The 25,006-nt window shown below is 75.2% G+C and carries 17 protein-coding genes, 1 tRNA gene and 2 pseudogenes; 8 read left to right on the plus strand and 12 right to left on the minus strand.

All coding sequences use genetic code 11. From position 1 onward, the window contains the following. Positions 1-500 (minus strand): annotated as a pseudogene (locus ACFU9E_RS21185) (hypothetical protein); the annotation flags it as partial. A gap of 371 nt (positions 501-871) precedes the next feature. On the opposite strand from ACFU9E_RS21185, the gene ACFU9E_RS21190 reads away from it, so the two are divergent. From ACFU9E_RS21190 to ACFU9E_RS21200, 3 genes are all read left to right on the plus strand, one after another. Continuing rightward, positions 872-1,378, plus strand: a complete 507-nt coding sequence (locus ACFU9E_RS21190) for a hypothetical protein (RefSeq protein WP_380688548.1) — start codon at positions 872-874, stop codon at positions 1,376-1,378. A gap of 80 nt (positions 1,379-1,458) precedes the next feature. Further along, on the plus strand, positions 1,459-2,388 hold the full coding sequence (locus ACFU9E_RS21195) for a spermidine synthase (protein ID WP_380688546.1): 930 nt from the start codon (positions 1,459-1,461) through the stop codon (positions 2,386-2,388). A gap of 135 nt (positions 2,389-2,523) precedes the next feature. Continuing rightward, a complete protein-coding gene (locus tag ACFU9E_RS21200; protein WP_380688544.1) occupies positions 2,524-2,988 on the plus strand; it encodes a GNAT family N-acetyltransferase in 465 nt (154 codons plus the stop codon). A gap of 90 nt (positions 2,989-3,078) precedes the next feature. Here the strand turns inward: ACFU9E_RS21200 and ACFU9E_RS21205 are convergent, their stop codons facing one another. The 6 genes and pseudogenes from ACFU9E_RS21205 to ACFU9E_RS21230 form a co-directional block, all read right to left on the minus strand. Next, a complete protein-coding gene (locus ACFU9E_RS21205; protein WP_380715242.1) occupies positions 3,079-4,059 on the minus strand; it encodes a hypothetical protein in 981 nt (326 codons plus the stop codon). A gap of 131 nt (positions 4,060-4,190) precedes the next feature. Then, entirely contained in the window at positions 4,191-4,637 is a 447-nt protein-coding gene (locus ACFU9E_RS21210; protein WP_380690432.1) for a DUF4442 domain-containing protein, read from the minus strand. A gap of 178 nt (positions 4,638-4,815) precedes the next feature. Beyond that, positions 4,816-4,891: transfer RNA gene (locus ACFU9E_RS21215), tRNA-His, on the minus strand. A 125-nt stretch (positions 4,892-5,016) separates the two neighbouring features. Next, positions 5,017-5,619 carry an oligoribonuclease gene (orn, locus tag ACFU9E_RS21220; protein ID WP_380687736.1) on the minus strand — a complete coding sequence of 201 codons (603 nt, stop codon included), beginning with the start codon at positions 5,617-5,619 and terminating at the stop codon, positions 5,017-5,019. A gap of 745 nt (positions 5,620-6,364) precedes the next feature. Next, positions 6,365-7,373: pseudogene (locus tag ACFU9E_RS21225) on the minus strand (helix-turn-helix domain-containing protein); the annotation flags it as partial. 1,703 nt (positions 7,374-9,076) lie between these two features. Then, entirely contained in the window at positions 9,077-9,832 is a 756-nt protein-coding gene (locus ACFU9E_RS21230; protein ID WP_380687738.1) for an HAD family hydrolase, read from the minus strand. A 782-nt stretch (positions 9,833-10,614) separates the two neighbouring features. Between ACFU9E_RS21230 and ACFU9E_RS21235 the strand changes: the two genes are divergently transcribed. After that, positions 10,615-11,094 (plus strand): universal stress protein, encoded by a 480-nt coding sequence (locus ACFU9E_RS21235; protein WP_380687740.1) that lies wholly within the window; start codon positions 10,615-10,617, stop codon positions 11,092-11,094. 256 nt (positions 11,095-11,350) lie between these two features. On the opposite strand, the gene ACFU9E_RS21240 is transcribed toward ACFU9E_RS21235, so the two are convergent. From ACFU9E_RS21240 to ACFU9E_RS21255, 4 genes are all read right to left on the minus strand, one after another. Beyond that, entirely contained in the window at positions 11,351-12,541 is a 1,191-nt protein-coding gene (locus tag ACFU9E_RS21240; protein WP_355370136.1) for an acyl-CoA dehydrogenase family protein, read from the minus strand. A 143-nt stretch (positions 12,542-12,684) separates the two neighbouring features. Continuing rightward, positions 12,685-13,704 carry a hydroxymethylglutaryl-CoA lyase gene (locus ACFU9E_RS21245; RefSeq protein ID WP_380683297.1) on the minus strand — a complete coding sequence of 340 codons (1,020 nt, stop codon included), beginning with the start codon at positions 13,702-13,704 and terminating at the stop codon, positions 12,685-12,687. Next, positions 13,701-15,983 (minus strand): acetyl/propionyl/methylcrotonyl-CoA carboxylase subunit alpha, encoded by a 2,283-nt coding sequence (locus ACFU9E_RS21250; RefSeq protein WP_380683298.1) that lies wholly within the window; start codon positions 15,981-15,983, stop codon positions 13,701-13,703. Before ACFU9E_RS21250 ends, ACFU9E_RS21245 begins: the two co-directional genes overlap by 4 nt. A gap of 106 nt (positions 15,984-16,089) precedes the next feature. Next, positions 16,090-17,778, minus strand: a complete 1,689-nt coding sequence (locus ACFU9E_RS21255; protein WP_380683299.1) for a carboxyl transferase domain-containing protein — start codon at positions 17,776-17,778, stop codon at positions 16,090-16,092. A 134-nt stretch (positions 17,779-17,912) separates the two neighbouring features. Between ACFU9E_RS21255 and ACFU9E_RS21260 the strand changes: the two genes are divergently transcribed. From ACFU9E_RS21260 to ACFU9E_RS21270, 3 genes are all read left to right on the plus strand, one after another. Then, entirely contained in the window at positions 17,913-18,587 is a 675-nt protein-coding gene (locus ACFU9E_RS21260; protein ID WP_380683300.1) for a TetR/AcrR family transcriptional regulator, read from the plus strand. Positions 18,588-18,593: 6 nt separating this feature from the next. Beyond that, on the plus strand, positions 18,594-18,926 hold the full coding sequence (locus ACFU9E_RS21265) for a PT domain-containing protein (RefSeq protein ID WP_380683307.1): 333 nt from the start codon (positions 18,594-18,596) through the stop codon (positions 18,924-18,926). Positions 18,927-19,192: 266 nt separating this feature from the next. Then, positions 19,193-23,146 (plus strand): ABC transporter ATP-binding protein, encoded by a 3,954-nt coding sequence (locus ACFU9E_RS21270; RefSeq protein WP_380683308.1) that lies wholly within the window; start codon positions 19,193-19,195, stop codon positions 23,144-23,146. 121 nt (positions 23,147-23,267) lie between these two features. On the opposite strand, the gene ACFU9E_RS21275 is transcribed toward ACFU9E_RS21270, so the two are convergent. After that, positions 23,268-24,269, minus strand: a complete 1,002-nt coding sequence (locus ACFU9E_RS21275) for an ATP-grasp domain-containing protein (protein WP_380683301.1) — start codon at positions 24,267-24,269, stop codon at positions 23,268-23,270. A 190-nt stretch (positions 24,270-24,459) separates the two neighbouring features. Between ACFU9E_RS21275 and ACFU9E_RS21280 the strand changes: the two genes are divergently transcribed. Continuing rightward, a complete protein-coding gene (locus ACFU9E_RS21280; protein ID WP_380683302.1) occupies positions 24,460-24,996 on the plus strand; it encodes an NUDIX hydrolase in 537 nt (178 codons plus the stop codon). The last annotated feature ends 10 nt before the right edge of the window (positions 24,997-25,006 follow it).

Raw genomic sequence — 25,006 nt, forward strand, 5'->3', positions numbered from 1 at the left:
CCGGGGCCCGGGGGGGGGGGGGGCGTTCCGCGGCCCGGCTCGCCGGGGCGGGGTGTGGGGGGGCCCGGGGGCCCGGGCGGGGGGGCCGGGGGGGGCAACGCCGGGTGGAGGGGTGGTGGTGCTCCGGCCCCCGGCCCGCCGGCCCGGCCCGCCGCCCGGAGGCCGCCGCTCGCGCCTGCGCCCGGGCCCCCGCCCCCGCCCCCGCCGCCGTCCGCCGGGCGGCGGCGGACGGCGGTGCGGGGCGCGAAGCCGAGGTCGGTGAGCGAGCGGTCCGGCCACATGTGCCGGAACACCCGCTCGTACGCGTAGTTGGGACAGCGGATCTCGCCGGACTCGACCCGCCCGACGTACCGGGCGTCGCAGGAGACGTGCTCGCCGATCTCCCGGGCCGCCCGGCGCACGGCCGTGGCGAACTCGCCCGGCGAGCGGTCGCCGCGCAGGGCGCGCATCGCGGTGTTGGGTGACGGGCGGTTCGGCTCGGCCGGTGGGGTGGCTGCCATGGTGCGCTCCGTGGTGGTGCGGGTGGTGGTGCGAGGGTCGGGCGGCGCTGGGACGGCGGGGACGCCCGGCCGCGGGTGGGTCCGAAGGGGCCCGGTGGACGGTCGGGCGAGGCACGACAGTACCGGGAGTCACCGATCGGACACAGCGTGTTGGCGGTCGATGTACCACCAAATGGGTGCAAACCGGGCATAGTTGCCGGGATCTGCCATGAAATGCCATGCCTTGCTGTAAAGCGCCCCGTGGCCTGCGGTACGGGCCCCGCGTTGTCCTGGTACATGGAAGCCCCTGCCGCCGTCCCCCGCCGCGCCCCTGCTGGCACCCCCACCCGGGCGGTTCGGCTTCCGGTCCCGACGAGGCGACAGGAGGGCCCATGGCGGCCACTGGAGTACCGCAGTTCCGCCGTCCGGCCGTCGGCGGGGTGCTCGACGGAGCGGCCCCCGCCCTGCTGCCGGAGTCGGCCGACGACCGCGGCCCCGGCCGGGTCCCGTCCGGTGGCGGCCCCTGCCGGCGCCCGCGCGCGGAGGCGGGCACGGACGCCGTCCTCGTGGCCACCTTCGACACCGTGACGGTCGCCCTGCGGCACGGTCTGGAGGCGGTCGACATCCTGCGGCTGCGCCGGGCCTGCGGCGCGGTGCTGCAGAGCCGCAACGACGCCACCGTCTCCTTCCTCGTACCGGCCGGCACCTCGGCGACCTGGCACCTGCCCGGCAGTTCCTGTACCGCCGGCGCCCAACTGCTGCCCGCCACCGACCCGCGCTGGGTGCTGCCCCCGGCCGGCGCCGACCGCTCCGCCCGCCCCACCGACCCCTGGGTCCTGCGCTCGGCCCTCTGCGAGGCCGCCTGCACCCTCACCGCGGGCGGCCTCGGCCCGTCCTGACCCCCGTCCTGACCCCCGCCCGCGCCCGCCCGCCCCGCCGAGCCGCGGGGCTCTTCCGCGCGGCGGCGATAATGGCGGGTATGGGACGAAGCAACCGGGCCGGCCGCACCGCGGACCGCGGCCGCACCGCCGCGGAGAGCGGCCCGGCCGCCACCGGCCCCGCCGGCCGCACCCACGCCCAGGGCCCGTTCACCCGGGCCGTCGACTCCGGGCTCGCCGAACTGCGCCCCGACCGCGACCGGCCCGCCGCCTGGTCGCTGCTGATCGACGGCGCGCCGCAGTCCCTGGTCGACCTCGCCGACCCCGCCCACCTGGGCTTCGAGTACCAGCGGCGGCTCGGCCACCTGATCGACCTGGTCGCCCCGCCCGGCCGCCCGCTCACCGTCCTGCACCTCGGCGGCGGCGCGCTCACCCTGGCCCGCTACGTCGCCGCCACCCGCCCGCGCTCGCGCCAGCAGGTCGCCGAGATCGACACCGCGCTCACCGAGCTGGTCCGCGCCGAACTCCCACTGGAGCGCGGCTGGCAGGTCAAGGTGCGCGGCGCGGACGCCCGCAGCGTGCTGGAGCGCACCCCCGAGGGCACCGTCGACCTGGTGATCGCCGACGTCTTCTCCGGCGCCCGGGTGCCCGCCCACTGCACCACCGTCGAGTTCACCGCGCTGGCCGCCCGGGCCCTCGCCCCCGGCGGCTGGTACGCCGTCAACATCGCCGACGGCTCCGCCCTGCCGTTCGCCCGCTCCCAGGTGGCCACCCTCGGCGCGGTCTTCCCCGAACTCTGCCTGGTCGCCGACCCCGCGGTGCTGCGCGGCAAGCGCTTCGGCAACCTCGTGCTGGCCGCCGCGCACACTCCGCTCCCGCTGGCCGAACTGACCCGCCGGGTGGCCTCGGACGCCTCCCACGGCCGGGTCGAACACGGCCGCGCCCTGGCCGACTTCGCCGCCGGCGCCACCCCGGCCACCGACGCCACCGCCACCCCCTCTCCGGCCCCGCCCGCGGGGGTCTTCCGTTAGGCCGCCCTCCGGTGCACCATGTCCGGGTCCCGGGCGGCCGGATCGTGTGCGCCCGGATCCCGGACGAGCGGATCCCGGACAACCGGATTCCGGACGGCCGGATTCCGGACGACCCGACCAGGAGGGGCACCCACCATGCTGATCCGACCGGCCAGGCCGAGCGAGGCGGCCGCGCTCAGCGCCCTCGCGCTGCGCTCCAAGGCGCACTGGGGCTACGACGACGAGTTCATCGAGGCCTGCCGGGCCGAACTCACCCTCGACCCGGAGCGGATCGGACCCGACCGCACCGCCGTCGCCGAGGACGACGGCCGGGTGCTGGGCTTCGTCACCCTCACCGGGGCGCCCCCGAAGGGCGAACTGGGCATGATCTTCGTCGAACCGGACGCCATCGGCCGCGGCATCGGCCGTCGTCTGATGGACCACCTGCGCGCCGAGGCCACCGCCCTCGGCTTCGACCGGGTCACCGTCGAGGCCGACCCGAACGCCGAACCCTTCTACCTGGCCATGGGAGCCGTCCGTACCGGCACGGCCCCCTCCGGTTCCATCCCCGGGCGCGAACTGCCGCTGCTCACACTTCACTTGGCCACCCCCGCGGTCTGATCCCGCCTATTGATCCCCGCCTGCTGATCCCCGCCCGCCGGCCCTCGCCGCCCGATCCCCGTCCATCCGGGGTCGCCCCCGGCGGTCCGTTCAGTGGCCCTTCGGCAGGCCCCGGTGCTTGTACATCGCGGCGCCGGTCAGCAACAGCCCGGCCGCGATGGGGGCGAGGACGGCGGTCGCGGTGCCGGCGGTGTCGTGGGCGACGGTGACGGCGGCCGTCCTGGTCGCGGTCCCGCCGGGCCGCGCCGTCGGGCCCGCCGCCGGGCCGGCCACCGGGGCGCCGGTTGCGGCGGACGGGTGTTCGCGGCCGCCCGGCCGCCCGTCCCCGCCATCCGCCGGGTCCGGGTGCCCGGGTCCTGGGGGCGGGGGTGGCGGCCGGTCCGGTGCGGCGGGGGCCGACGGTGGGGCGGCCTGGCCGTGCGGAGTGCCGCCCGGTGGGGGCGGTGGTGCGGCGTCGGCGGGCCGGGCAGAGGTTTCCGACGGCCCGTCGGCGACCTCGCCGCGGGCCGCCCGAGCCTCGACGGGGCGGGTGCGGGCGGGCCCGGCGCCCCACAGTCCGGAGGCGATCGCGAACGCGTCGGGCACGGTGGACCGCTGTCCCGGCAGGGGGAGCCCGCCGGCCCTGATTCGGTCCTGGAGGGCGCTGCCGATCGGGCCGATCGGGCCGGCCGGGTCGGTCGGGGCGGTCGCGGGGGACCGCCCCGGCGCGACGACGTCGGCGGCGACGTCCGTCGTGGCGACGTCCGCCGCGACGACATCGGCCGTGACCCGGGGGACGTCGTCGGCGAGCCGGTCGAGCAGCCCGCCGGACGGGCTCGGCACGGGCCGCTCCACCGGGTCGTCGGGCGCCGTCCCGCCGCCGGTCAGGGCCCGGCCGACGGTCCGCCCGACCGGCTCCGGCAGCGGTTCGGCGTCGGCCGCGCAGGCGCCGAACCCCCAGAGCTGCGCGAGGAGGGCCCAGCCGGCCGCGACGGCCCGTGGCCGGGGCAGCCACCGCCGGGCCGCCCGCCACCCGCCGCCGACGGTCCGTCGGGCGGCTTCCGGGCCTCTGGTCGCGTGTTTGGCTCGCACGTGAATCGAGAACGAGCGGGCGGACCGGGAGGACACGGCCGCCGTCACGGACAGTCATCGCGGGCGGTCGTCGCGGGCGGGCGGTCGTCACGGGCCGTCCGCCCCCGTCGGCCCCGCCCGCCGTGCTCCGCTCAGGAGTTGGGGCGCAGCGTCCAGATCACCGTCATGACGCCGGTCACCGCGCCGTCGGCCCGGGTGATCTCGACGGTCACCGGGAACTCGGGGCGCTCGCCCTTGTCGAGCTCGGCGACGATCTCGGCGGCCGGCCGGCCGAGCACGGCGGTGGCCGTGACGGCGCCCATGGCGAGCTTCTTGTAGGAGATCTCGGCGCTCACCGCCAGCGGCACCGCGCGCGAGAGCTGGTCGCCGAAGGCGCCCAGCACGATGCAGCCGCTGGCCGACTCGGCCAGGGTGAACATCGCGCCGGCGTGCGGGCCGCCCACGTGGTTGTGGTACTCGGGCTGGTCGGGCAGCCGCAGCACAGCACGCTCCGGGGTGGTCTCCAGGTACTCGAGCTTCAGGGTCCGGGCCATCGGGACGGTGGAGTCGAGCAGCCGGCCGATCGAAGGAGTGGTCATGGCGGCAACGTTACTAGTCAGTAGCTTCCGGTGGCAGACCCGCGGCCGGGGAAAAGAATGAGACGCGGACCACGGTGCGACGCGCGCCACACCATCCCCGCCCGGCCGCCGCCGATGTGAGGGAACGCGAAAAAGCCCGAGGGGCCGGTCTCTTGACGAGACCGGCCCCTCGGGGCGATGGGGTGAGTGACGGGACTCGAACCCGCGGCCACCTGGACCACAACCAGGTGCTCTACCAACTGAGCTACACCCACCATCTGTCCGGACCGTTCGCGCCTTTCGGCGTTCCCGCTCCGACAAGAAGAACTCTACAGGATCCGGAAGGGTGCTCGCGCCAGGGTTTCCTCGCCCCGGCGCGAGCACCTCCGCCGCTCCGGGCTCAGCCCGTCGGCGGCTGGTACTTCTCGGCGATCGCGCGCGCGGTGTCGGTGTCCGGGCCGGGTTGCGGGACGAACACCGCCTCCCGGTAGTAGCGCAGTTCGTCGATGCTCTCGCGGATGTCGGCGAGCGCCCGGTGGTTCCCGCCCTTCTGCGGGCTGTTGTAGTACGCCTTCGGGTACCAGCGCCGGGCCAGCTCCTTGATCGAGGAGACGTCCACGATCCGGTAGTGCAGGTGGCCCTCCAGCGCGGGCATGTCCCGGCTCAGGAACCCGCGGTCGGTGGCCACCGAGTTCCCGCACAGCGGCGTGCGCCCGGCCTCCGGCGCGTGCTCGCGGACGTACGCGAGCACCAGCGCCTCCGCCTCGGCCAGCGTGACGCCGTGCTCCAGCTCCTCCAGCAGCCCGGAGGCGGTGTGCATCTCCCGCACCACCCCGGGCATGTTCGCCAGCGCCTCGGCGGGCGGCCGGATGATGACGTCCACACCCTCGCCGAGGATGTTCAGCTCCGAGTCCGTCACCAGTGCCGCGACCTCGACCAGGGCGTCCCGGTCGAGGTCGAGGCCTGTCATTTCACAGTCGATCCATACCAAACGGTCATTCACGCCACTCACCCTACGGCGCGATCACGCGCCGCGGGCACCGATGGAGCCGAGCGCGGTGCCGGGGTGCGGCCCTCGGAGCCGTGCTCCTCCGGTGCGTGGCCGTCCGTCTCCCTGACCTCGCGGACCTCCCGGCCGGGGTAGGCCGGGCGGGCGTCCCGCCCGGGCCGCCCCTCGCGGGGCTCCCTGGCCTCGGCCGCGGTGCCCCGCACGCCCTGCGGACGGAGCTGGCCCGCCCGGGCCTGCCGGGCCCGGACCTCCGGCGACCCGTCCTGCGGCCGGTCGGCCGCGCTCCGGTGTCCCTGGCCCTGGCCGCGCGCGCCCGGCTGCGGGACCCCGTCCTCGGCGGCGGCGTGCTCCGCCGTCCTGGACGGCCGCCCCGTGCCGGGCCCGGGCTGCGCCGGGACCAGCGGCGGGCGCGCCGGACCACGACCGGTCCCCGGCTGCCCGGGGTGCGACTGGTGTCCGGCCGGCTGGTGCGGGTACGACTGCCCGGCCCGCGCGTGCACGCCCGGTCCGGACGGCTGCCCGTGCTGGCCCGGGACCGCGGAACCCGAGCCGCCCGGGTAACCCTGGGCGCCGGCCGACCCGTGCCCCACCGGCGTGCCGTGCCCACCGGGTGCGCCGTGCCCACCGTGCTGGCCGTGCTGACCCTGGACCGAACCGCCCACCGCGCCGGCCGCGGCCGCCGACGCGACCGCCCCCGCCGTCCGCAGGTCGCCGCCCGTCGGCGCGGCCGGAGCCGGAGCCGACGCCCCGGGCCGCCGGGCCCGGTAGCTCGTCCGGTACGCGGCCGGCGAGACCCCGAGCTGGCGCCGGAAGTGCCCGCGCAGCGCCACCGGCGACCGGAAGCCGCAGCGGCGCGCGACGTCGTCCACCGACAGCTCCGAGGTCTCCAGCAGCCGCTGCGCCTGCAGCACCCGCTGGGTGATCAGCCACTGCAGCGGGGCGCTGCCGGTGAGCGTGCGGAACCGCCGGTCGAAGGTCCGTCGGCTCATGTAGGCGCGGGCCGCCAGCACCTCGACGTCGAACTGCTGGTTGAGGTTCTCCAAGGCCCAGGTCACGACCTCGGCGAGCGGGTCGTTGCCGATCTCCTCAGGTAAAGACTGATCGATGTACTGGGCCTGTCCGCCGCCGCTGCGCCGGCTCGGCACCACCAGCCGGCGGGCGAGCGCGTTGGCCGCCTCGGCGCCGTGGTCGCTGCGGACCACGTGCAGGCACAGGTCGATCCCGGCGGCGGTGCCGGCCGAGGTCAGCACGTCGCCGTCGTCGACGAACAGCTCGCGCGGGTCGACGTGCACCCGCGGGTAGCGCTTGGCCAGGGTCGGCGCGTACATCCAGTGGGTCGTCGCCGGGCGGCCGTCCAGCAGGCCGGCGGCGGCGAGGACGAACGCGCCGGTGCACAGGCCGATGATCCGCGCGCCCTCGTGGTGCGCCTTGCGCAGGGCGGTGATCGCCTCGACCGGCGGCGGCTGCGAGATCGAGCGCCAGGCCGGGACGACGATCGTGCCGGCCCGGGCCAGCGCCTCCAGTCCGTACGGGGCGGAGAGGGTCAGGCCGCCGGTGGTGGCGAGCGGGCCCTCCTCGCCGGCGCAGACCAGCAGCCGGTAGCGCGGCACCCCGGCGTCCTGGCGGTCGACGCCGAAGACCGAGAGCGGGATCGAGCTCTCGAAGATCGGTGCGCCGCCGAAGATCAGGACGGCGACGGTCTCGCGGCGGCGGCGCCCGGAGAGCTTGCGGGGCGCGGCGGCCAGCACGGCCGTCGAGGAGCCGTTGAGGCCGCCGGCGGGGCCGCCGTGGCCGTGCACCGACTGGCCGTGCACCGACGGGCCGTGGCCGCCGAGGCCGTGCCCGGTGGCGCCGAGGCCGAGCGGTCCGCCGGGGAGCCCGCCGGTGTTCGCGGAGCCGGGCAGGCCGGGGAGGGCCGGTCCGAGGCCGGCTCCGGGAGTGCCCGGGCCGGTGAAGGCACCGGCGGGGGAGGCGAAGGTCGTGAACCCGCCGTCGGCTCCGGAATGGCCGCCCGGGTGCCCGCCGGAATGGCCGGTTACCGACGTCCCGGCCCGGCCGTCCGAGCCGCCGCCGTACCCGCCGGAGTGGCTGACGGACGATCGGCTGACGGGGCGTCCGCCGTGTTCCGGGACGCCCGGGAAGGGCGGGGCTCCCGCCCCCTGCGAGGCGCCGGAGCCGCCTGGGGCGCCTGGTGCGGCTGGGGTTCCCGGGGCGGACGGGGCCGCGGGGGAATAGGAGGAGTAGGAGGTGGTGCCGGAGTGGCGGGTGTTGGCGGCGGAGGCCTGAGAGCCGGCGCTTCTCGTGGAACGACCCGCGATACCGGCCACGGCCTGGCCGCTGTCAGGACCCGCGTCGCTCCTGCTCACCCTGCTCAAGGCGCTCAAGCCCCCTCGGTGGTGTGGTGTGGTGGTGCGGCACTGCTAGCCAAGATCGAATCTATCGGGTGGACCGTTGCCGTTGTGACAAGTTCACCATCCGACGCTATGTCGACATGGCAATTTGGCGTGATGCATTCGATCACGAAGCGTGGCACCCGTCGACCCTTCTGGGAAGAGGGTCGGTGCAACGGTGGCTGGTTGTCGCGGGACGGGTCCTGGGGCGTCCGGCTCAGACGCGCCCGGCCGGTGTGCCTGGGCTGCGGATTTGCCCAAGGGCGGGGGAGCCGCGCGAGATTGACCGAAAATAGGCGGTGCACGTGAGGGCGCACGGCTGCATCGCGTGCGCCTCCCAGGCTTCATCCGGCCAGTGCCGGAGCCGAGGAACGGTGGTCGGCCGCCCGGTACCCCGCCGCTCGGGGGAGATCCCGGCCGGCCCGAACAGGCCAACGGCGGCGTCTGCGGCCCCCGGAGGTCGGCCGTCGGAGGCGGGCGCGGTGCACGAACCGGCCGCGCGGGGCCCGGAACTGACGACGCCGATCACGGCGGGACGGTTGCGCTGGACAGGGCCTCGACCTGAGCCGTTCGGCCGCGCCCGCCTCCGACGGCGCTGTCCGGCCGCTCTGCTGACGGCGGGTGAGCCGCCGGGGGCGCGAGCCGCTGGGGCGGGGTGGGTTGCTGGGGAGGGGTGAGTCGCTGGGGCGGGGCGACCCGTCGGGCCGTCGACGCACGCATCCGCCCGTGCCCGGGCGGCCTCCGCGCGATCACGGCCCGAAGTCCGTTGTTCGGTCCGGGCCGGACGGTGCGACGGCACCGCGAAGCCGGCCCGTGCCGTGAGCGCGGCCACGTGCTCCGCGGGTGCGGAGCCGGCGGCGGCATCCTCGGCAAACCCGCCGGACCGGTTTCGGACAGCCGGTCCGGCCCTGGAAGCCGATGAAGCACTGCCCGCGATGTGGACCGTTGAAGGCGCGCGCCCGCCGTCAGGGGCGGACGGCCGGGTCATCGCGCCGTCGCGCACGCCGCGTTGCGCCGCCGTGGCCGCTCCGCGCCGGCTCGGTCCGCGCCCCTCCCAGGCCCTAACCCGCCAGGCGCGCGACGGTAACACCGCCGCTGACGGAGCGGCGTGGACCCGGCCCTCCCGCGAGGGCCTCGGCGCGGGGTGTGGGGACGCCGCGGGCGGACAGCACCTGCCGGACCGCTTCCGGCAGACCGGCTGCCTTGAGCGTCGGCCGGTAGGCGGGCTCGGCCCACGGGCGGCCGTGGTGCAGCCAGACGCTCCGCAGCCCGGCCAGTTCGGCGCCGGCGATGTCCGCGGGGGCGTGGTCGCCGATCATCCAGGTGTGCGTGGCCCAGTCCCCGGTCGGCGCGATGCCGCACCGCTGCGCCGCGATCTCGAAGATCATCGGGTCCGGTTTGAGGCAGTCGGCCTCCTCGGAGATCACCCAGCCGTCGACCATCGGTCCGAGGCCGGTCCGCCGGATCTTCTCCAGCTGGGCACCGGTGCTGCCGTTGCTGACGATACCGAGCCGCCACCCGGCGGCGCGCGCCGCCCGCAGTGCGTCGATGTTGCGGGCCGGACAGTGGATGTGGGAGTTGATGCCGTGCCGGTAGTGGGCGAGCAGCCGGTCGAGCGACTCGTCGAGGCCGTAGCGGCGCCGGGCGGCGGACAGTACGGTGCTGCGCGGTACGTAGCCGCCGCCGTCGATGGTGACGAGCCAGTCGACGTCTCCGGCCGGCAGCGCCCGTTCGGTCAGAAAGTCCTGAGCCCAGGCCCGGAATGCGGCGTCCCTGGGGAGCAGCGTGTTGTCGAGGTCGAGCAGGAGCAGGGGCATGTCGAGCATGGTGCCAGCGGCCGCGCCTATGCACCTGGCAAATGCCAGACGGCGTCCCGAACCGGTGCCCCTTGGCTGAAACGGGTGCCGGAGCGGCGGCGCACCGCCCCCACCGCCCCCACGACCGCTCACCGCCCTCCTGCGGCTCACCGCCCTTCCCTCCGATGACCGGTCGCTCCACCGGCCACCTCGTCCGCCGCCTCGACGGTCGCCTCACTGCCCGGTGACCGTCGGCAACGGATCGTCATCGATCCATGACAGTCCGGTCACGGTGTCCCCGAAGCCTGTTGCGCCGCCCGGTCCGCTCAGTCAAGCTCCAGGGAACCTCCTTCGCCGGAGGGGCGCCTTCGCGCCTGGGCAAGGGGCGCACCGCAGCCGGTGCGCGCATCCCTCGTTCGTGGGAAGAGTGTCGCCCCCGAGGCCGCGCGGCTGGGCTGCGTGTCCGGCCCGTCGTACTCTGAAAGGAACAGGTCACCAACGGTGGTGCTCGGCGCAGACCGACGTCTTCCCGTGTGCGGGCCTGCCGCCCGGGCAGCGTTGTCCTCTCCTGTCGGCCCATCTCCTTCGAAGAGCCTTGTGCCATGGCTGGTTCTGAGCCCTCCCGACCGGTGGAGCCGGGCGAGGACGCCCGTTTCCCCCACCCGCTTCGCCACCTCGCCCGCCGCGGCCGTCCCGGACCGGGCTCCCGCCAGCGGCGGGACGACCGACGGTCCGATGCTCCTCCGGAGCCCCCGGTGACGGGCTGGCCGGGACCGGGCGCCGAACGCCCGAGCGCCTTCGGCCTGCCCGGCGCGGCCGGCGAGCCGACGGTCCGCGAGGCAACCGCCAAGCCCTGCGACCCGGCTTTCCAGCACGGTGTGGTGGTGGGCTTCGACGGCTCGCTGTCCAGTGAGCGCGCCCTCGCCTACGCGGTTGGCATGGCCCGCCGCTCCCAGTGCGGCCTGGTGATCGTGCACGTGGCCAACCGCCTGCCCGCCACCGTCTGGGCCGGCTGCGAGCCACCGGTCTTCGTCGACCTCCCCGACCACCGGACGGAGGTGCTCGGCCTGGAGCTCGCCTGCGCGGACTTCCTTGCAGGGGTGCCCTGGATCCTGGTCGAGCGGGGCGGCGACATCTGCCACGAGATCGAGGAGGTCGGCCGCGAGTTCGCCGCCGACGCGATCGTGGTCGGCACGACGCACGGCCTGCTCGGCAAGATCTTCGGCTCGGTCTCCGGCCGCCTGGCCCGCCGTGCCAACCGCCCGGTGATCGTGATCCCCTGACGGACGGTCCGGTGTCCGTGCGGATGAACGACTGCTCCACATCAACCGGTTGATGAATCGGTCCGCGCCCCGGTGCGCTCCCGACGGCCCGTGGTGGCGTCAACTCCGTTGGCGCCCGCGCCTGGGACGGCCCCGGGCACCGTCCCAGGCGCGGCCACCAGCGTTGCCGCTGCCACGCCCCTTGGTGGATCGCCCCCGGAGCGGCCCGCCGGTCGGAGCGGGCCGACGGACGGCGCGGGTGCGGCCTACGGCAGTCTCAGGATCCGATGCCGAGCTCTCGCGCGATGAGCATCCGCTGGACCTCCGAGGTGCCTTCACCGATCTCCAGGATCTTGCAGTCCCGCCAGAAGCGGGCGACGGGGAATTCGTTCATGAAGCCGTACCCACCGTGGATCTGGGTCGCCTCGCGGGCGTTGTCGACGGCGGCCTCCGACGAGTACAGCTTGGCGATCGCGGCCTCCTTCTTGAACGGTTCCGAGTGCAGCAGCCGGGACGCGGCGTCCCGCCAGGCGAGGCGGGCGGTGTGGGCGCGCATCTCCATGTCGGCGAGCTTGAACTGGATGGCCTGGTTGGCGCCGATCGCGCGGCCGAAGGCGCGGCGCGTACCGGCGTACGAGACGGACTGGTCGACGCAACCCTGGGCCAGGCCGGTGGCCAGAGCGGCGATCGCGATGCGGCCCTCGTCGAGGATCCGCAGGAACTGGGCGTAGCCGCGACCTCGCTCGCCCAGCAGGTTGGCCGCGGGGACGCGGCAGTCGGTAAAGGACAGTTCGCGGGTGTCGGATGCGTTCCATCCGACCTTCGAGTACTTCTTCGACACCTGGAACCCGGGGGTCCCGGTGGGCACGATGATGGAGGAGATTTCCCGGCGAGGCGAGGAGAATTCGCCCTCTTCACTCGAACGAGCGATCGGTTCGGTGAGCGCGGTGACGGTGACCAGCCCGGTGATGTCGGTACCGGAGTTGGTGATGAAGCACTTGGTGCCGTTGATCACCCACTCGTCGGTGGCCTCGTCGTACCGCGCGGTGGTGCGGGTCGCCCCGGCGTCCGAGCCGCCCTCGGGCTCGGTCAGGCCGAACGCGCCGAGCAACTCGCCGGAGGTCAGCCGGGGCAGCCACTCGCGCTTCTGCTCCTCCGTGCCGAACCGGTAGACGGGCATCGCACCGAGCGAGACCGCCGCCTCCAGGGTGATCGCGACCGAGGAGTCGACCCGGGCCAGCTCCTCCAGCGCCAGGCAGAGCGCGAAGTAGTCGCCGCCCATGCCGCCGTACTCCTCCGGGAACGGCAGGCCGAACAGACCCATCCGCCCCATCTCCCGCACGATCTCGTAGGGGAACTCGCCCTGCTCGTAGTACTCGCCGATCTTCGGCGCGACCACGTCCTGGGCGAATTCGGCCACAGTGCGCCGCAGTTCCTCGTGCTCGGTGTTCAGCCGGTGGTCGAGCATGATGGTGATCCTCCTGGGGCCCCGCCGGGTGGGCGCGGGCGTGGTCGGGACGACGGCCGCCGGTGCTGGTGTGCCGGGCGGACGGTGTGATGAGCGGACGTGTACGAGGGGGCCGCCCCGGTGCGCGGGCCGGCCGGTGCGGGTCAGTCCGGTGATCCGGCGGGGGTGGTGCCGAGCAGGGCCTGGACCGTGCGGGAGGGGCTCGGCCGGCCGAGCCGGCGCGCCATCCAGCCGCTGGTGGCGACCAGGGCGCGCAGGTCGACGCCGGTCCGGATGCCGAGTCCGTGCAGCATCCACACCAGGTCCTCGGTGGCCAGGTTGCCGGTGGCGCTCTTGGCGTAGGGGCAGCCGCCCAGCCCGCCGGCCGAGGCGTCCACGATGGTGACCCCGGAGCGCAGCGCCGCCAGCGTGTTGCTCAGCGCCTGGCCGTAGGTGTCGTGGAAGTGCACGGCGAGCCTGCCGACCGGCACCCCCGCCCCGGCGAACCCGTCGAGCAGGGCGGTGACCTGCCCGGGGGTGGCCACGCCGATGGTGTCGCCGAGGCTGAGCTCGGCGCAGCCCATCTCCAGCAGCCGCACCCCGGAGCGGACCACCTGGGCGACCGGGACCGGCCCCTCCCAGGGGTCGCCGAAGCACATCGACAGATAGCCGCGGACCGGGACGCCGGCCGCCGCGGCCCGCTCCACCACGGGGCGGAACATCGCCATCGCCTCGTCCGCCGAGCGGTTGAGGTTGCGGCGGGCGAAGGTCTCGGTGGCGCTGGCGAACACCGCGACGTCGGTGGCGTGGTGGGCCAGCGCGCGGTCCAGGCCGCGCTCATTGGGCACCAGCACCGGCAGGCGCAGTCCCGGGTGGCGGTCCGGCAGGTCGGAGAGCCGGGGCATCAGCTCCTCGGCGTCGGCGAGCTGGGGTACCCATTTCGGGTGAACGAAGCTGGTGGCCTCGACGGTGCGCAGACCGGCGGCCGCGAGCCGGCCGATGAACTCGGCCTTGACCTCGACGGGGACGAGCGTGCCCTCGTTCTGCAGGCCGTCACGCGGGCCGACCTCGTGGATCCGCACCTCGGCGGGCAGGCCGGGGGAGCGGACCGGGGCCGGCAGGCCCAGGTCGAGGGCGTCCGGTTCGCGGGCGGGGCCGGCGTCTCTCGGTGCGGGGGCGGTCACGACCGCACCGCCTCGGGGGCCTCGGCCGGGGCGTCCGCGGGGGCCGGGACGGTCTCGGCGGGGGCGACCACGACCAGCAGCTCCTCCATCGCCACAGTGGCGCCGGTGGCGGCCCGCAGCTCGGTCACCGTGCCGTCGTGCGGGGCGGTGATCACGTGTTCCATCTTCATGGCCTCCAGGACGAGCAGGGGCTGGCCCTTGCGGACCGCCTCCCCGGCCGTGGTCTTCACGACCGTGACGGTGCCCGGCATCGGCGCGGTCAGCGCCCCGTGGTGGGCGGCGGTGCCGGCGGCGCTCTCGCCGACCGCGTCGTGGGTGTGCACCGGCCAGGCGTCGCCGTCGATCCCGAGCCAGGTCACCGGGCCGGTGGCGGGTGCGGCGGGGCCGTCGGCGGCGAGCGCGAAGCTCGTCCGCAGGCCGTCGACGGCCAGGTGGAGGCGGTCCCCGGAGCGGCCGGCCCGGGCCCGGTGGACCGGCCCGGAGTCGAGCCGGATCTCGACCTCCAGGGCGCGGTCGGACGGATTGTCGGTGGCGTCGGCTACGTTGCCCGCAGTGATCGATCGGATGCGCACCGACACCGGGTCCTGGCCGGGGGTACGGAGTCGGTGGGTGGTCCAGGCGGGGTCGCCGCCCAGGCGCCAGCCGGAGGGAAGGGAGAACGGGTCGGTCCAGCCGTCGGCGTCGGCGGCCGGGGTGAGGTCCAGGTGCCGCGCGAGCGCGGCCGCGTAGTAGAGGAGGTGGGCGGGCGTCGGCGGTTGCGGCGGCAGGGAGCCGGAGGGCTCGGCGGGCGGCGTGACGGCGGCGGCCGGGGAGTACGGCGAGGCGAGCAGCCCGGGCTGCTGCTGCGCCGTCTGCTCGACCAGGCCGGTGTCGAGCCGGCCGGCGGCGACCTCCGGGTGGGCGAGCAGCCGCCGCAGGAAGCCGGTGTTGGTGGTGACGCCGAGGATCCGGGTGTCGGCCAGCGCGGCGCGCAGGCGCCGCAGCGCGGTCGGACGGTCGGGCCCGTAGGCGATGACCTTGGCGAGCATGGGGTCGTAGGAGCTGGTGATCACGGTCCCGGGGGCGACTCCGGAGTCCACCCGGATGCCCTCGCCCCGCGGTTCGTCGAGGAGCAGGATGCGTCCGCCGGTGGGCAGGAAGTCCCGTTCCGGGTCCTCGGCGCAGATCCGGGCCTCGATGGCGTGGCCCTGGAAGGAGATGTCGGACTGGGTGAAGGAGAGGGGTTCGTCGGCGGCGATCCGCAGCTGCCACTCGACCAGGTCCAGCCGCCGGGGCCGGCCGGCGGCGGTGTCGACGGTGTCGACGGTGTCGGCCACGGCCACGGCGAGCTCGGTGACGGGGTGTTCCACCTGGAGACGGGTGTTCATCTCCATGAAGAAGAAGTCGCGCACGCCCTCGTCGTCGGCGGGGGAGTCCGGGTCGACGCCGGGGACGATGAACTCCACGGTGCCGGCGCCGGTGTAGCCGCAGGACTCGGCGGCACGGACGGCCGCGGCGCCCATCGCCGCGCGGGTATCGGCGTTGAGCAGGACGGAGGGAGCCTCTTCGATCAGCTTCTGGTGGCGGCGCTGCAGGCTGCACTCGCGCTCGCCGAGGTGGACGGTGGTGCCGTGGGCGTCGGCCAGCACCTGGACCTCGATGTGGCGCGGCCGGTCGATCCAGCGCTCCAGCAGCAGGGTGTCGTCGCCGAAGGCGGTGCGGGCGACGCGCCGGGCCGCGGCGATCTCGGTCGGCAGGTCGGCCGGGTCGCGGACCAGGCGCATGCCCTTGCCGCCGCCGCCGGCGGACGGCTTGAGCAGCACGGGGTAGCCGATCTCCCCGGCGGCCGCGACGAGTTCCTCGTCGGTGGGCGCCGTGGCCCGGCTGCCCGGAACCACCGGCACGCCGGCGGCCCGGACGGCCTCCTTGGCGTTGATCTTGTCACCCATCAGCTCGACCGCGGCGGGAGGAGGTCCGATGAAGACGAGGCCGGCGTCGGCGCAGGCGCGGGCGAAGGAGGCGTTCTCGGCGAGGAAGCCGTAGCCGGGGTGGACGGCCTGGGCTCCGGTCCGGCGGGCGGCGGCGAGGATCTGGTCGGTCCGCAGGTAGGTCTCGGCGGCGGAACTGTCGCTGCGGTCGGCCGGGCCGAGCCGGACCGCGACGTCGGCCTCGCGGACGTGCGGCGCGTCGGCGTCGGCGTCGCTGAACACGGCGACCGAGCGCACGCCGAGCCGCCGCAGGGTGCGGATCACCCGGACGGCGATCTCGCCGCGGTTGGCGACCAGAACTGTGTCGAACATGGGAGGCGTTCCTCCGGGTCGAGGGGAGCCGTACGAAGAGGTGGTGGCACCGGGTGGGTGCCGGGCACCGGGGAGGCGGCGGGGCCGGCGGGCCGCCGCCCGGGGGCTACATGCGGAAGACGCCGAACGGGCCGGGCGCCGGGAGCGGGGCGTTGGCGCAGGCGGTGAGTGCCAGGCCGAGCGCGGTCCGGGTGTCCAGCGGGTCGATCACACCGTCGTCCCAGAGCCGGGCGGTGGCGTAGTAGGCGTTGCCCTGGCGCTCGTACTGCTCGCGCACGGGGCGCTTGAACTCCTCCTCCGCCTCGGCGGGCCACTGCTCGCCGTGCGCCTCCAGCTGGTCGCGGCGGACGGTGGCCAGCACCGACGCGGCCTGCTCGCCGCCCATCACGGAGATCTTGGCGTTCGGCCACATCCACAGGAAGCGGGGTGAGTAGGCCCGGCCGCACATCGAGTAGTTGCCGGCTCCGTACGAGCCGCCGATCACCACCGTCAGCTTCGGGACGCGGGTGCAGGCGACGGCGTTGACCATCTTGGCGCCGTGCTTGGCGATGCCGCCCGCTTCGTACTGCCGGCCGACCATGAACCCGGTGATGTTCTGCAGGAAGAGGAGGGGGATGCCCCGCTGGTCGCACAATTCGATGAAGTGGGCGCCCTTGAGGGCGGACTCGGCGAACAGCACGCCGTTGTTGGCGACGATGCCCACGGGGTGGCCGTGGATCCGGGCGAACCCGGTCACCAGGGTCGCGCCGTACTCGGCCTTGAACTCGGCGAACCGGCTGCCGTCGACCAGCCGGGCGATCACCTCGCGCACGTCGTAGGGCGTGCGCGGGTCGACCGGGACGGCCCCGTACAGGCCGGCCGGGTCGACGGCCGGCGGTTCGGCCGGGGCGAGCGGCCACGGGCGGGCCGGGCGCGGGCCCAGCCCGGCGACGATGGTGCGGACGATGGACAGGGCGTGGGCGTCGTCCTCGGCCAGGTGGTCCGTGACGCCGGAGGTCCGCGAGTGCAGGTCGCCGCCGCCGAGCTCCTCGGCCGTCACCACCTCGCCGGTCGCCGCCTTCACCAGCGGCGGCCCGCCGAGGAAGATGGTGCCCTGGTTGCGGACGATGACGGCCTGGTCGCTCATCGCCGGGACGTACGCGCCGCCGGCCGTGCAGGAGCCGAGCACGGCGGCGATCTGCGGGATGCCCGCGGCCGACAGGCGGGCCTGGTTGTAGAAGATCCGGCCGAAGTGGTCGCGGTCCGGGAAGACCTCGTCCTGCATCGGGAGGAAGGCGCCGCCGGAGTCGACCAGGTAGACGCAGGGGAGCCGGTTCTCCAGCGCGACCTCCTGGGCGCGCAGGTGCTTCTTGACCGTCATCGGGTAGTAGGTGCCGCCCTTGACGGTGGCGTCGTTGGCGACCACGACCACCTCGCGCCCGGCGACCCGGCCGATGCCGGCGATCACCCCGGCGGCCGGGGCGGCCCCGTCGTACATCCCGTCGGCCGCCAGCGGGGCCAGTTCGAGGAAGGGGGAGGCCGGGTCGAGCAGGGTGTCCACCCGGTCGCGGGGGAGCAGCTTGCCGCGCGCGGTGTGCCGGGCGCGGGCCTTGGCGCCGCCGCCGAGCGCGGCCGTGCCGAGCTTCTCGCGCAGCTCGGCGACCAGGGCCCGGTGGGCGGCGGTGTTCGTCCGGTACGCCTCGGAGCCGGGGTCCGCGGCCGTGCCAAGCCGGGGGGCCGGTGCGGTGGCGCCAGGGGCGCCGGCCGCGGCGTTGCCGTTGATGCCGGTGGGCGCGCCGGCGGTGGAGATGACCATCCCAAGAGCTCCCTTGCCCTCGGCGGCAGGTGGGCCGGAGGGGCTGGTGAGCCCGCGACCCCCACACGTTAATGAACGTTAACTTCCGCCGCCCAGGTTAACGACCGATAACCCCACTGTCTACGATGGGCCGCATGCCGAATGTTCCACCCGCCTTCGGGCTCCCGCGTCGCGACCAGATCCGCAAGGAGGCTGCCCGGTTGTTCGCGGCCCGGGGCTTCCTGGGTGTCGGCGTGGACGAGATCGGCAAGGCGGTGGGGATCAGCGGCCCCGCGCTCTACCGGCACTTCGCCGGCAAGGACGCCATGCTCGCCGACCTGCTCGTCGGCATCAGCGAGCGGCTGCTGGAGGAGGGCCGGCGCCGGGCGGGCGGCAGCGAGGGTCCGGCCGCCGCGCTGGACGCGCTGGTCGGCGGCCACGTCGACTTCGCGCTCGACGACCGCGACCTGATCACCCTGCACGACCGCGAGCTGCTCAACCTCCGCGAGGAGGACCGCCGGACCGTCCGCCGCCTCCAGCGCGCCTACGTGGAGCTCTGGGTCGACGTGGTCCGCCAGGCCTACCCGCCGCTCGCCGCCCCGTCCGCCGAGCCGGTCGCCCGGGCGTCCGTGCACGCCGTCTTCGGGCTGATCAACTCCACCCCGCACAGCCACGGCCCCAACCCCGCCCACGGGGACGAGCGGGCCGGACTCCCGCGTGACGCGATGGCTGGGCTGCTGCACGACCTGGCGCACGGGGCCTTCTCGGCGGCCGCCGCCGCCGTCGCCGCCGACACCGCGCGGGCCGCCGCCGGGGCCGGGCGCGCCTGAGCCCGGATCCCGTCGGTTCGCGTTGCGCCGTCCGGGGGAGGGGCGGTCGCGGAACCGGCCGCGGAACCGACCGAGGGACCGACCGAGGGACCGACCGCAGGGCCAACCGCAGGGCCAACCGCAGGGTCGACCCGTGCGGGGTCCGGGCCGGTGCGGGCTCGTCCCGACGGCCTAGGACCAAGGGAGGCGGCGCCCTGCGCCGGTGGGCGGTGGGCGTTTCCCGGGTCCGTCGGCGACCCTGGTGGTGGGCGCGCCGCCCCGGCTCCGTCGGGAATCACCGCAGGTTGCGGGCTGTTGCCCCCTCCGTCGGGCCGGGACCTCCGGCTCGCCCTGGCCTGAAACTCCATGGCGGCCACCCGACGGAATGGTTAGCATCCCTAAATATGCCTGAGACTCACGGATCTACGGTGGAGCTTTCCCCGAGCGGCACCCGAACCGACACCCCGGGCGGGTCCGGGGAAGGGCACGCCCGACCGGGCCCGTCCGCGGACCCCACGACCGACACCGACACCGGCACCGGCACGCGTACCGCCGCCACCACCGGTGGCGAAGGCGGCGGCCCCGACGCCCCCGACGAATCCGACGGCCGGGGCTGGCTCCGACGGCTGCTCGGCTACTGCTGGCGCTCCCGGCGCAGCGTGCTGCTCGCCTTCGGGGCCTCGCTCCTCGGTATGGCCGTCACCGCCCTGGTGCCCCTGGTCACCAAGGTGATCATCGACGACGTCATCACCGCGCACACCCGCCCGCTCGCCCCGTGGGCCGTGACCCTGCTGCTGGCCGCCGCCGTGGTGTTCGGCTGCACCCAGGTCCGCCGCTACTACGGCGGGCAGCTGGCCGTCGACGTCCAGCACGACCTGCGCGCCGACCTCTTCCGGTCGCTCGGCCGGCTCGACGGCCACCGCCAGGACCGCCTGGACACCGGCCAGGTGGTCGGCCGCGCGACCTCCGACCTCCAGCTGATCAACGGGCTGCTCTCGATGCTGCCCATGATGACCGGCTACCTGATCATGTTCGCCATGTCGCTTGGCGTGATGATCTGGCTCTCGCCGCCGCTCACCCTCGTCGCTCTGGTCATGGCCCCGGCGCTGTGGTGGGTCTCGACGCTCAGCCGCAAGCGGCTCTTCCCCGCCACCTGGGCGGCCCAGCAGGAGGCCGCCGCCGTCGCCGGCGTGGTCGACGAGGCCATCGGCGGCGTGCGGGTGGTCAAGGGCTTCGGCCAGGAGGCCCAGGAGCTGGACAAGCTGGAGGCGGCCTCGCGCCACCTCTTCGCGGCCCGGCTCCGCTCGATCCGGCTCAACAGCCGCTACAACCCCGCCATGCAGGCGATCCCCGCGCTGGCCCAGGTCGCGGTGCTGGCCTTCGGCGGCTGGCTGGCGGTCGACGGCCAGGTCTCGCTCGGCACCTTCGTCGCCTTCTCCACCTACGTCGCCCAGATGACCGGTCCGGTCCGGATGCTGACCATGGTCATCACGGTCGGCCAGCAGGCCCGGGCCGGTGTCGAGCGCGTGCTCCAGCTGATCGACGAGCGCCCGCTGGTCCGGGAGCGCCCGGACGCCGTCACCCTCGACCTCACCCGGGAACCGGCCGCCGCCCCCGGCGTCGAGGGTCCCGACACCGAGGACCCCGGAACCGCCATGACCGGGACCGGGACCGCGACCGCGACCGGGTCTGCGGGCCCGCGCGTGGTCGGCCCGCTCACCACCGAGGTCGCGCTGGAGTTCGACCGGGTCGGCTTCCGCTACGACCCCGAGCACCCGGCGCCCGTCCTGCACGGCCTCAGTCTGCGCCTCGCCCCCGGCGAGACCCTGGCCTTGGTCGGCGCGTCCGGCTCGGGCAAGTCCACCGTCGCGCAGCTGGTGCCGCGGTTCTACGATCCGGCGGCCGGCGCCGTCCGCCTCTACGGCCACGACCTGCGCGACCTGACCCTCGACTCGGTCCGGGCGGCCGTCGGCATCGTGCCCGAGGAGAGCTTCCTCTTCTCCGAGACGGTCCGCACCAACATCGCCTACGGGCGACCGGACGCCACCGACGAGCAGATCGTCGCCGCCGCCCGCGCCGCCCAGGCCGACGAGTTCGTCCGGGCCCTGCCCGACGGCTACGAGACCAAGGTCGGCGAGCAGGGACTCACCCTCTCCGGCGGCCAGCGCCAGCGCATCGCCCTGGCCCGGGCGATCCTCACCGACCCCCGCATCCTGCTCCTCGACGACGCCACCTCGGCCGTCGACCCGCAGATCGAGGCGGAGATCCACGACGCGCTGCGCTCGGTCATGGCCGGCCGCACCACACTGCTGATCGCCCACCGCCGCTCCACCCTCCAGTTGGCCGACCGGATCGCGGTCCTCGACCAGGGCCGGCTGCTGGACCTCGGCACGCACGAGGAACTCGAAGCCCGATGTCCCCGGTACCGGGCCCTGATCACCGACCCCGAGGCCGGCCGCGCCCCCGCCGCGCCGAACCCGGCGGACCCCGAGGACCCGAAGGCCCCGGCGAACCCGCCGAAGCCGACGGACGCGACCGAACCGACGCGCGGCACCGACCCGACGGACGCGACCGACCCGACGAACGGCACCGACCCGGCACGGCCGAAGGACCCGGCCGGGACGGCCCCCGCCGCCGCTCCGCCCGCACCCCCCGCGATGCCCACCCCGGCCCTGGCCAAGGCGGCCCGCACAGCCGCACCCGACCTCCTCGCCAAGGTCGCCGCCCTCCCGCCGGCCGCCGACACCCCGGCCATCTCCCGCGCCGAGGCCGAGCGGGGCGACGCCGACTTCAGCCTCCGCCGCCTGCTGCGCCCCTTCCGCGCGCCGCTCGCCCTCGCGCTGGCGCTGGTCGCCCTCGACGCGGGCGCGGCCCTGGTCCTGCCGATCCTGATCCGGCACGGCATCGACGACGGCGTCAGCAAGGGCGTCATGACCGGCGTCGCCGTCGCCTCGCTCGCCGCCCTGGCCGTCGTCCTGCTGGACTGGCTGGTGCAGAGCGCCGAGAACCGGGTCAGCGGCCGCACCGGCGAACGGGTGCTCTACTCGCTCCGGCTCAAGATCTTCGCCCACCTCAACCGGCTCGGCCTCGACTACTACGAGCGCGAGCTGTCCGGCCGGATCATGACCCGGATGACCACCGACCTGGACTCGCTCACCTCCTTCCTGCAGACCGGCGTGGTCACCGCCGTGGTCAGCCTGCTGACCTTCCTCGGCATCTTCGGGGCCCTGCTGGTGATCGACGCCGGGCTCGCCCTGGCCGTCTTCGCGGTGCTGCCGCTGCTCGTGGTGGCGACCCTGGTGTTCCGCCGGAAGTCCAAGGCCCAGTACGAGATCTCCCGCGACCTCATCAGCACGGTCAACGCCGACCTGCAGGAGAACGTGGCCGGCATGCGGATCGTCCAGGCGTTCCGCCGGCTGGACACCAACACGGACCGCTTCGTCGCCCGCGGCATCGCCTACCGGGACGCCCGTGTCCGCGCCCAGCTCTACATCTCGCTGTACTTCCCGTTCGTGCAGTTCCTCTCCAGCGTGGCCGCCGCGCTGGTGCTGATCGTCGGCGCCTCGCGGGTGGAGGCCGGGACCCTCACCGTCGGCGCGCTGGTGGCGTACCTGCTCTACATCGACCTGTTCTTCGCGCCGGTCAACCAGCTTTCCCAGGTCTTCGACGGCTACCAGCAGGCGGCGGTGGGCCTGGGCCGGATCCGCGAGCTGCTGCGCACCCCGACCAGCACCGCGGTGGCCGCCGACCCGGTGCCCGTCCCGGCCGGACTGCGCGGCGAGATCGAGTTCGACCACGTCGGCTTCGCCTACAACGGCGGCGCGGACGGCTCCCCGGACGTCCTGACCGACGTCAGCCTGCGGATCCCCGCCGGGCAGACGGTGGCGCTGGTCGGCGAGACCGGGGCCGGCAAGTCCACCCTGGTCAAGCTGGTCGCCCGGTTCTACGACGCGACGGCCGGCACCGTGCGGGTCGACGGCGTGGACCTGACCCGCTACGACCTCGCGCAGTACCGCCACCGGCTCGGCGTGGTGCCGCAGGAGGCCTACCTGTTCGCCGGGACGGTGCGCGAGGCGATCGCGTACGGCCGGCCCGACGCCTCGGCGGCCGAGGTGGAGGCGGCGGCCCGGGCGGTCGGCGCGCACGACATGATCGTCCGGCTGTCCGGCGGCTACGACCACGAGGTCGCGGGCCGGGGCCGGAACCTCTCGGCGGGCCAGCGCCAGCTGATCGCGCTGGCCCGGGCGGAGCTGGTCGATCCGGACGTCCTGCTGCTGGACGAGGCCACCGCGGCCCTCGACCTGGCCACCGAGGCGGCGGTCAACCACGCCGCCGACCGGCTCAGCGGCGGCCGCACCACGCTGGTCATCGCCCACCGGCTGACCACCGCCGAGCGCGCCGACCGGGTCGTGGTGCTGGACCACGGCCGGGTGATCGAGGACGGCACGCACACCGAACTGCTCGCCCGGGGCGGGGCGTACACCCGGCTCTGGCAGGCGTTCGTCGCGGAGGGCGGGCATGGTGGTGCCGACGGCCGCGGTGCCGCGGCCGTACCGGCCTCGGACGCGATCGTCGGATAACCGGTCCGAACAGGCCGAACAGCGGTCCGGCCGAACAGCGCGACGGCGGGGCGGCGGTCTGAGGGGACAGCGGGGCGGCGGGCACCGGAAACGGGCCCGCCGCGCCGTCACGCCGTCCCGGTCACGCCGCGAGCAGTGCGATCAGCAGCCCCGAGGGGTCGATCCCGCGAGGCAGCTCGCTCACCTGCCCGTCCCCGACCTCGACCACCCGCCAGCCGGAGCCGTCGGCCCGCTCGGCGAGGTCGGTGGTGACGAACCGGCAGCCCAGCGCCCGCACCAGCGGCCGGACCACGGACAGGTCGGGGGAGGCCGGGCAGCCGGGCAGGTCCGGGTGCGGCCCGACCAGCACCGGCTCGCCGTCCAGCCACCACGCCCGGGCCTCCACCGCCCGCCGCCGCCCGTCCCGGTCCGCGTCCCGGTCCCCGTCCGCGGCGCCCTCGGAGCCGCCGCCGGTCGGGGACGCGGCGCCACGGGCATCCCACCCCACCCGGGTGAACTCCTCGAACCGCCGCAGCACCACACCGCCCGCCAGGTGCTCGGCCTGCAGCTCCACGAACCGCGCGACCACCCGTTCGACGGCCGGCAGATCCGCCAACTCCGGGATGTAGCAGGCCTCGTCCCACTCGTCCTTGCGGGACTTCACATAGTCCTTGACGATCGCCGGCCCCTGCCCGCCGAGCCGGGCTACGGCCGGCGCCAACCGCTCCGCTCCGACCGTCCCCGTCCCCGTCCCGGCCTCAGCCCCGGCCCCGGCGTCCGGCATCGGCAGCCAGACGCTCTGTGGGGTGGCGCCTTCGAACACCTCGTACCAGCCCGGAAGTTCATGCGCCGAGGCGTACCCGGGCGGGCTGGTCAACAGCTGCCCGCCGCGTTCCGCCAGGGCGGCGGCGAAGTCCGCGTACCGGGGGGAGGGGAGCATCCACCCCCGGTACCAGAACGGCCCGCGCCCCGCCGGCACGCGGTGGACGGCCGCGCGGGCGTCGCCCGCGAGCAGCGCGTCGTGGTCGACCAGATGGTGCTCGCCGCCCAGGTCGCGCAGCAGCCTGGCCTCCCAGGCGAACTGCGGGTCGACCCGGCGCGGGTCCAGCGGATGGGAGGGGAGGAGGAAGGCTGGTGCGGGCATGGGCGTCAGGGTAAGGCCACCGATGGGTCGACAGGCCGTCAAAACCCCGACGTCACAGGCCTGGACCCGCACGGACGAGCCTGTCCGGCGAGCCGCCCGGCAGCCCGTCCCGGCGGCCCCGCCGACCGGCCCCGACCCGCCCGCCGCAATCCGCTCGACGGCCGGAGCCGCCCGCTGCGAGAGTGACCCGATGCGAAACCTGTGGCGCAACGCGCGAAGGATCCCTCGGCAGGCGGCCCGCACGGTCGTCCTGGACGAAGCGGGCTCCGTCTTCCTCCTGCGCTCGGACAACAGCGAGGTCGGCGTGCACTGGACCATGCCGGGCGGCGGCATCGAGCCCGGCGAGACGCCGCGGACGGGAGCCCGCCGCGAGCTCTGGGAGGAGACCGGCTGGTCCGACCTCGAACCCGGCCCGCTGCTCTGCACCTGGGAACACGACTTCACCTGGCACGGCACACCCGTCCGCCAGCACGAGCACATCTACCTCGCCAGCGGCCCGCACCGCGGCCCGGTCGGCGACGTCAGCGCGATGCACGCCGCCGACCGGATCCTCGACTGGCGCTGGTGGACCCCGGCGGAACTCGCCGACCCGAACGCGGACGCCCTCTGGCCGCCCCGGCTGCCCGACCTACTGTCGGCCGTCCGCGAGGGCTGGCTCACCGAGCGCCGCGCACCCGAGCCCGTCGACCTCGGCTACATCCCGAACGCCCGGCCCGCCCAGGCCTGACCCGGCCGCC

It is taken from the genome of Kitasatospora sp. NPDC057595 (assembly GCF_042800875.1).
GTDB lineage: Bacteria > Actinomycetota > Actinomycetes > Streptomycetales > Streptomycetaceae > Kitasatospora.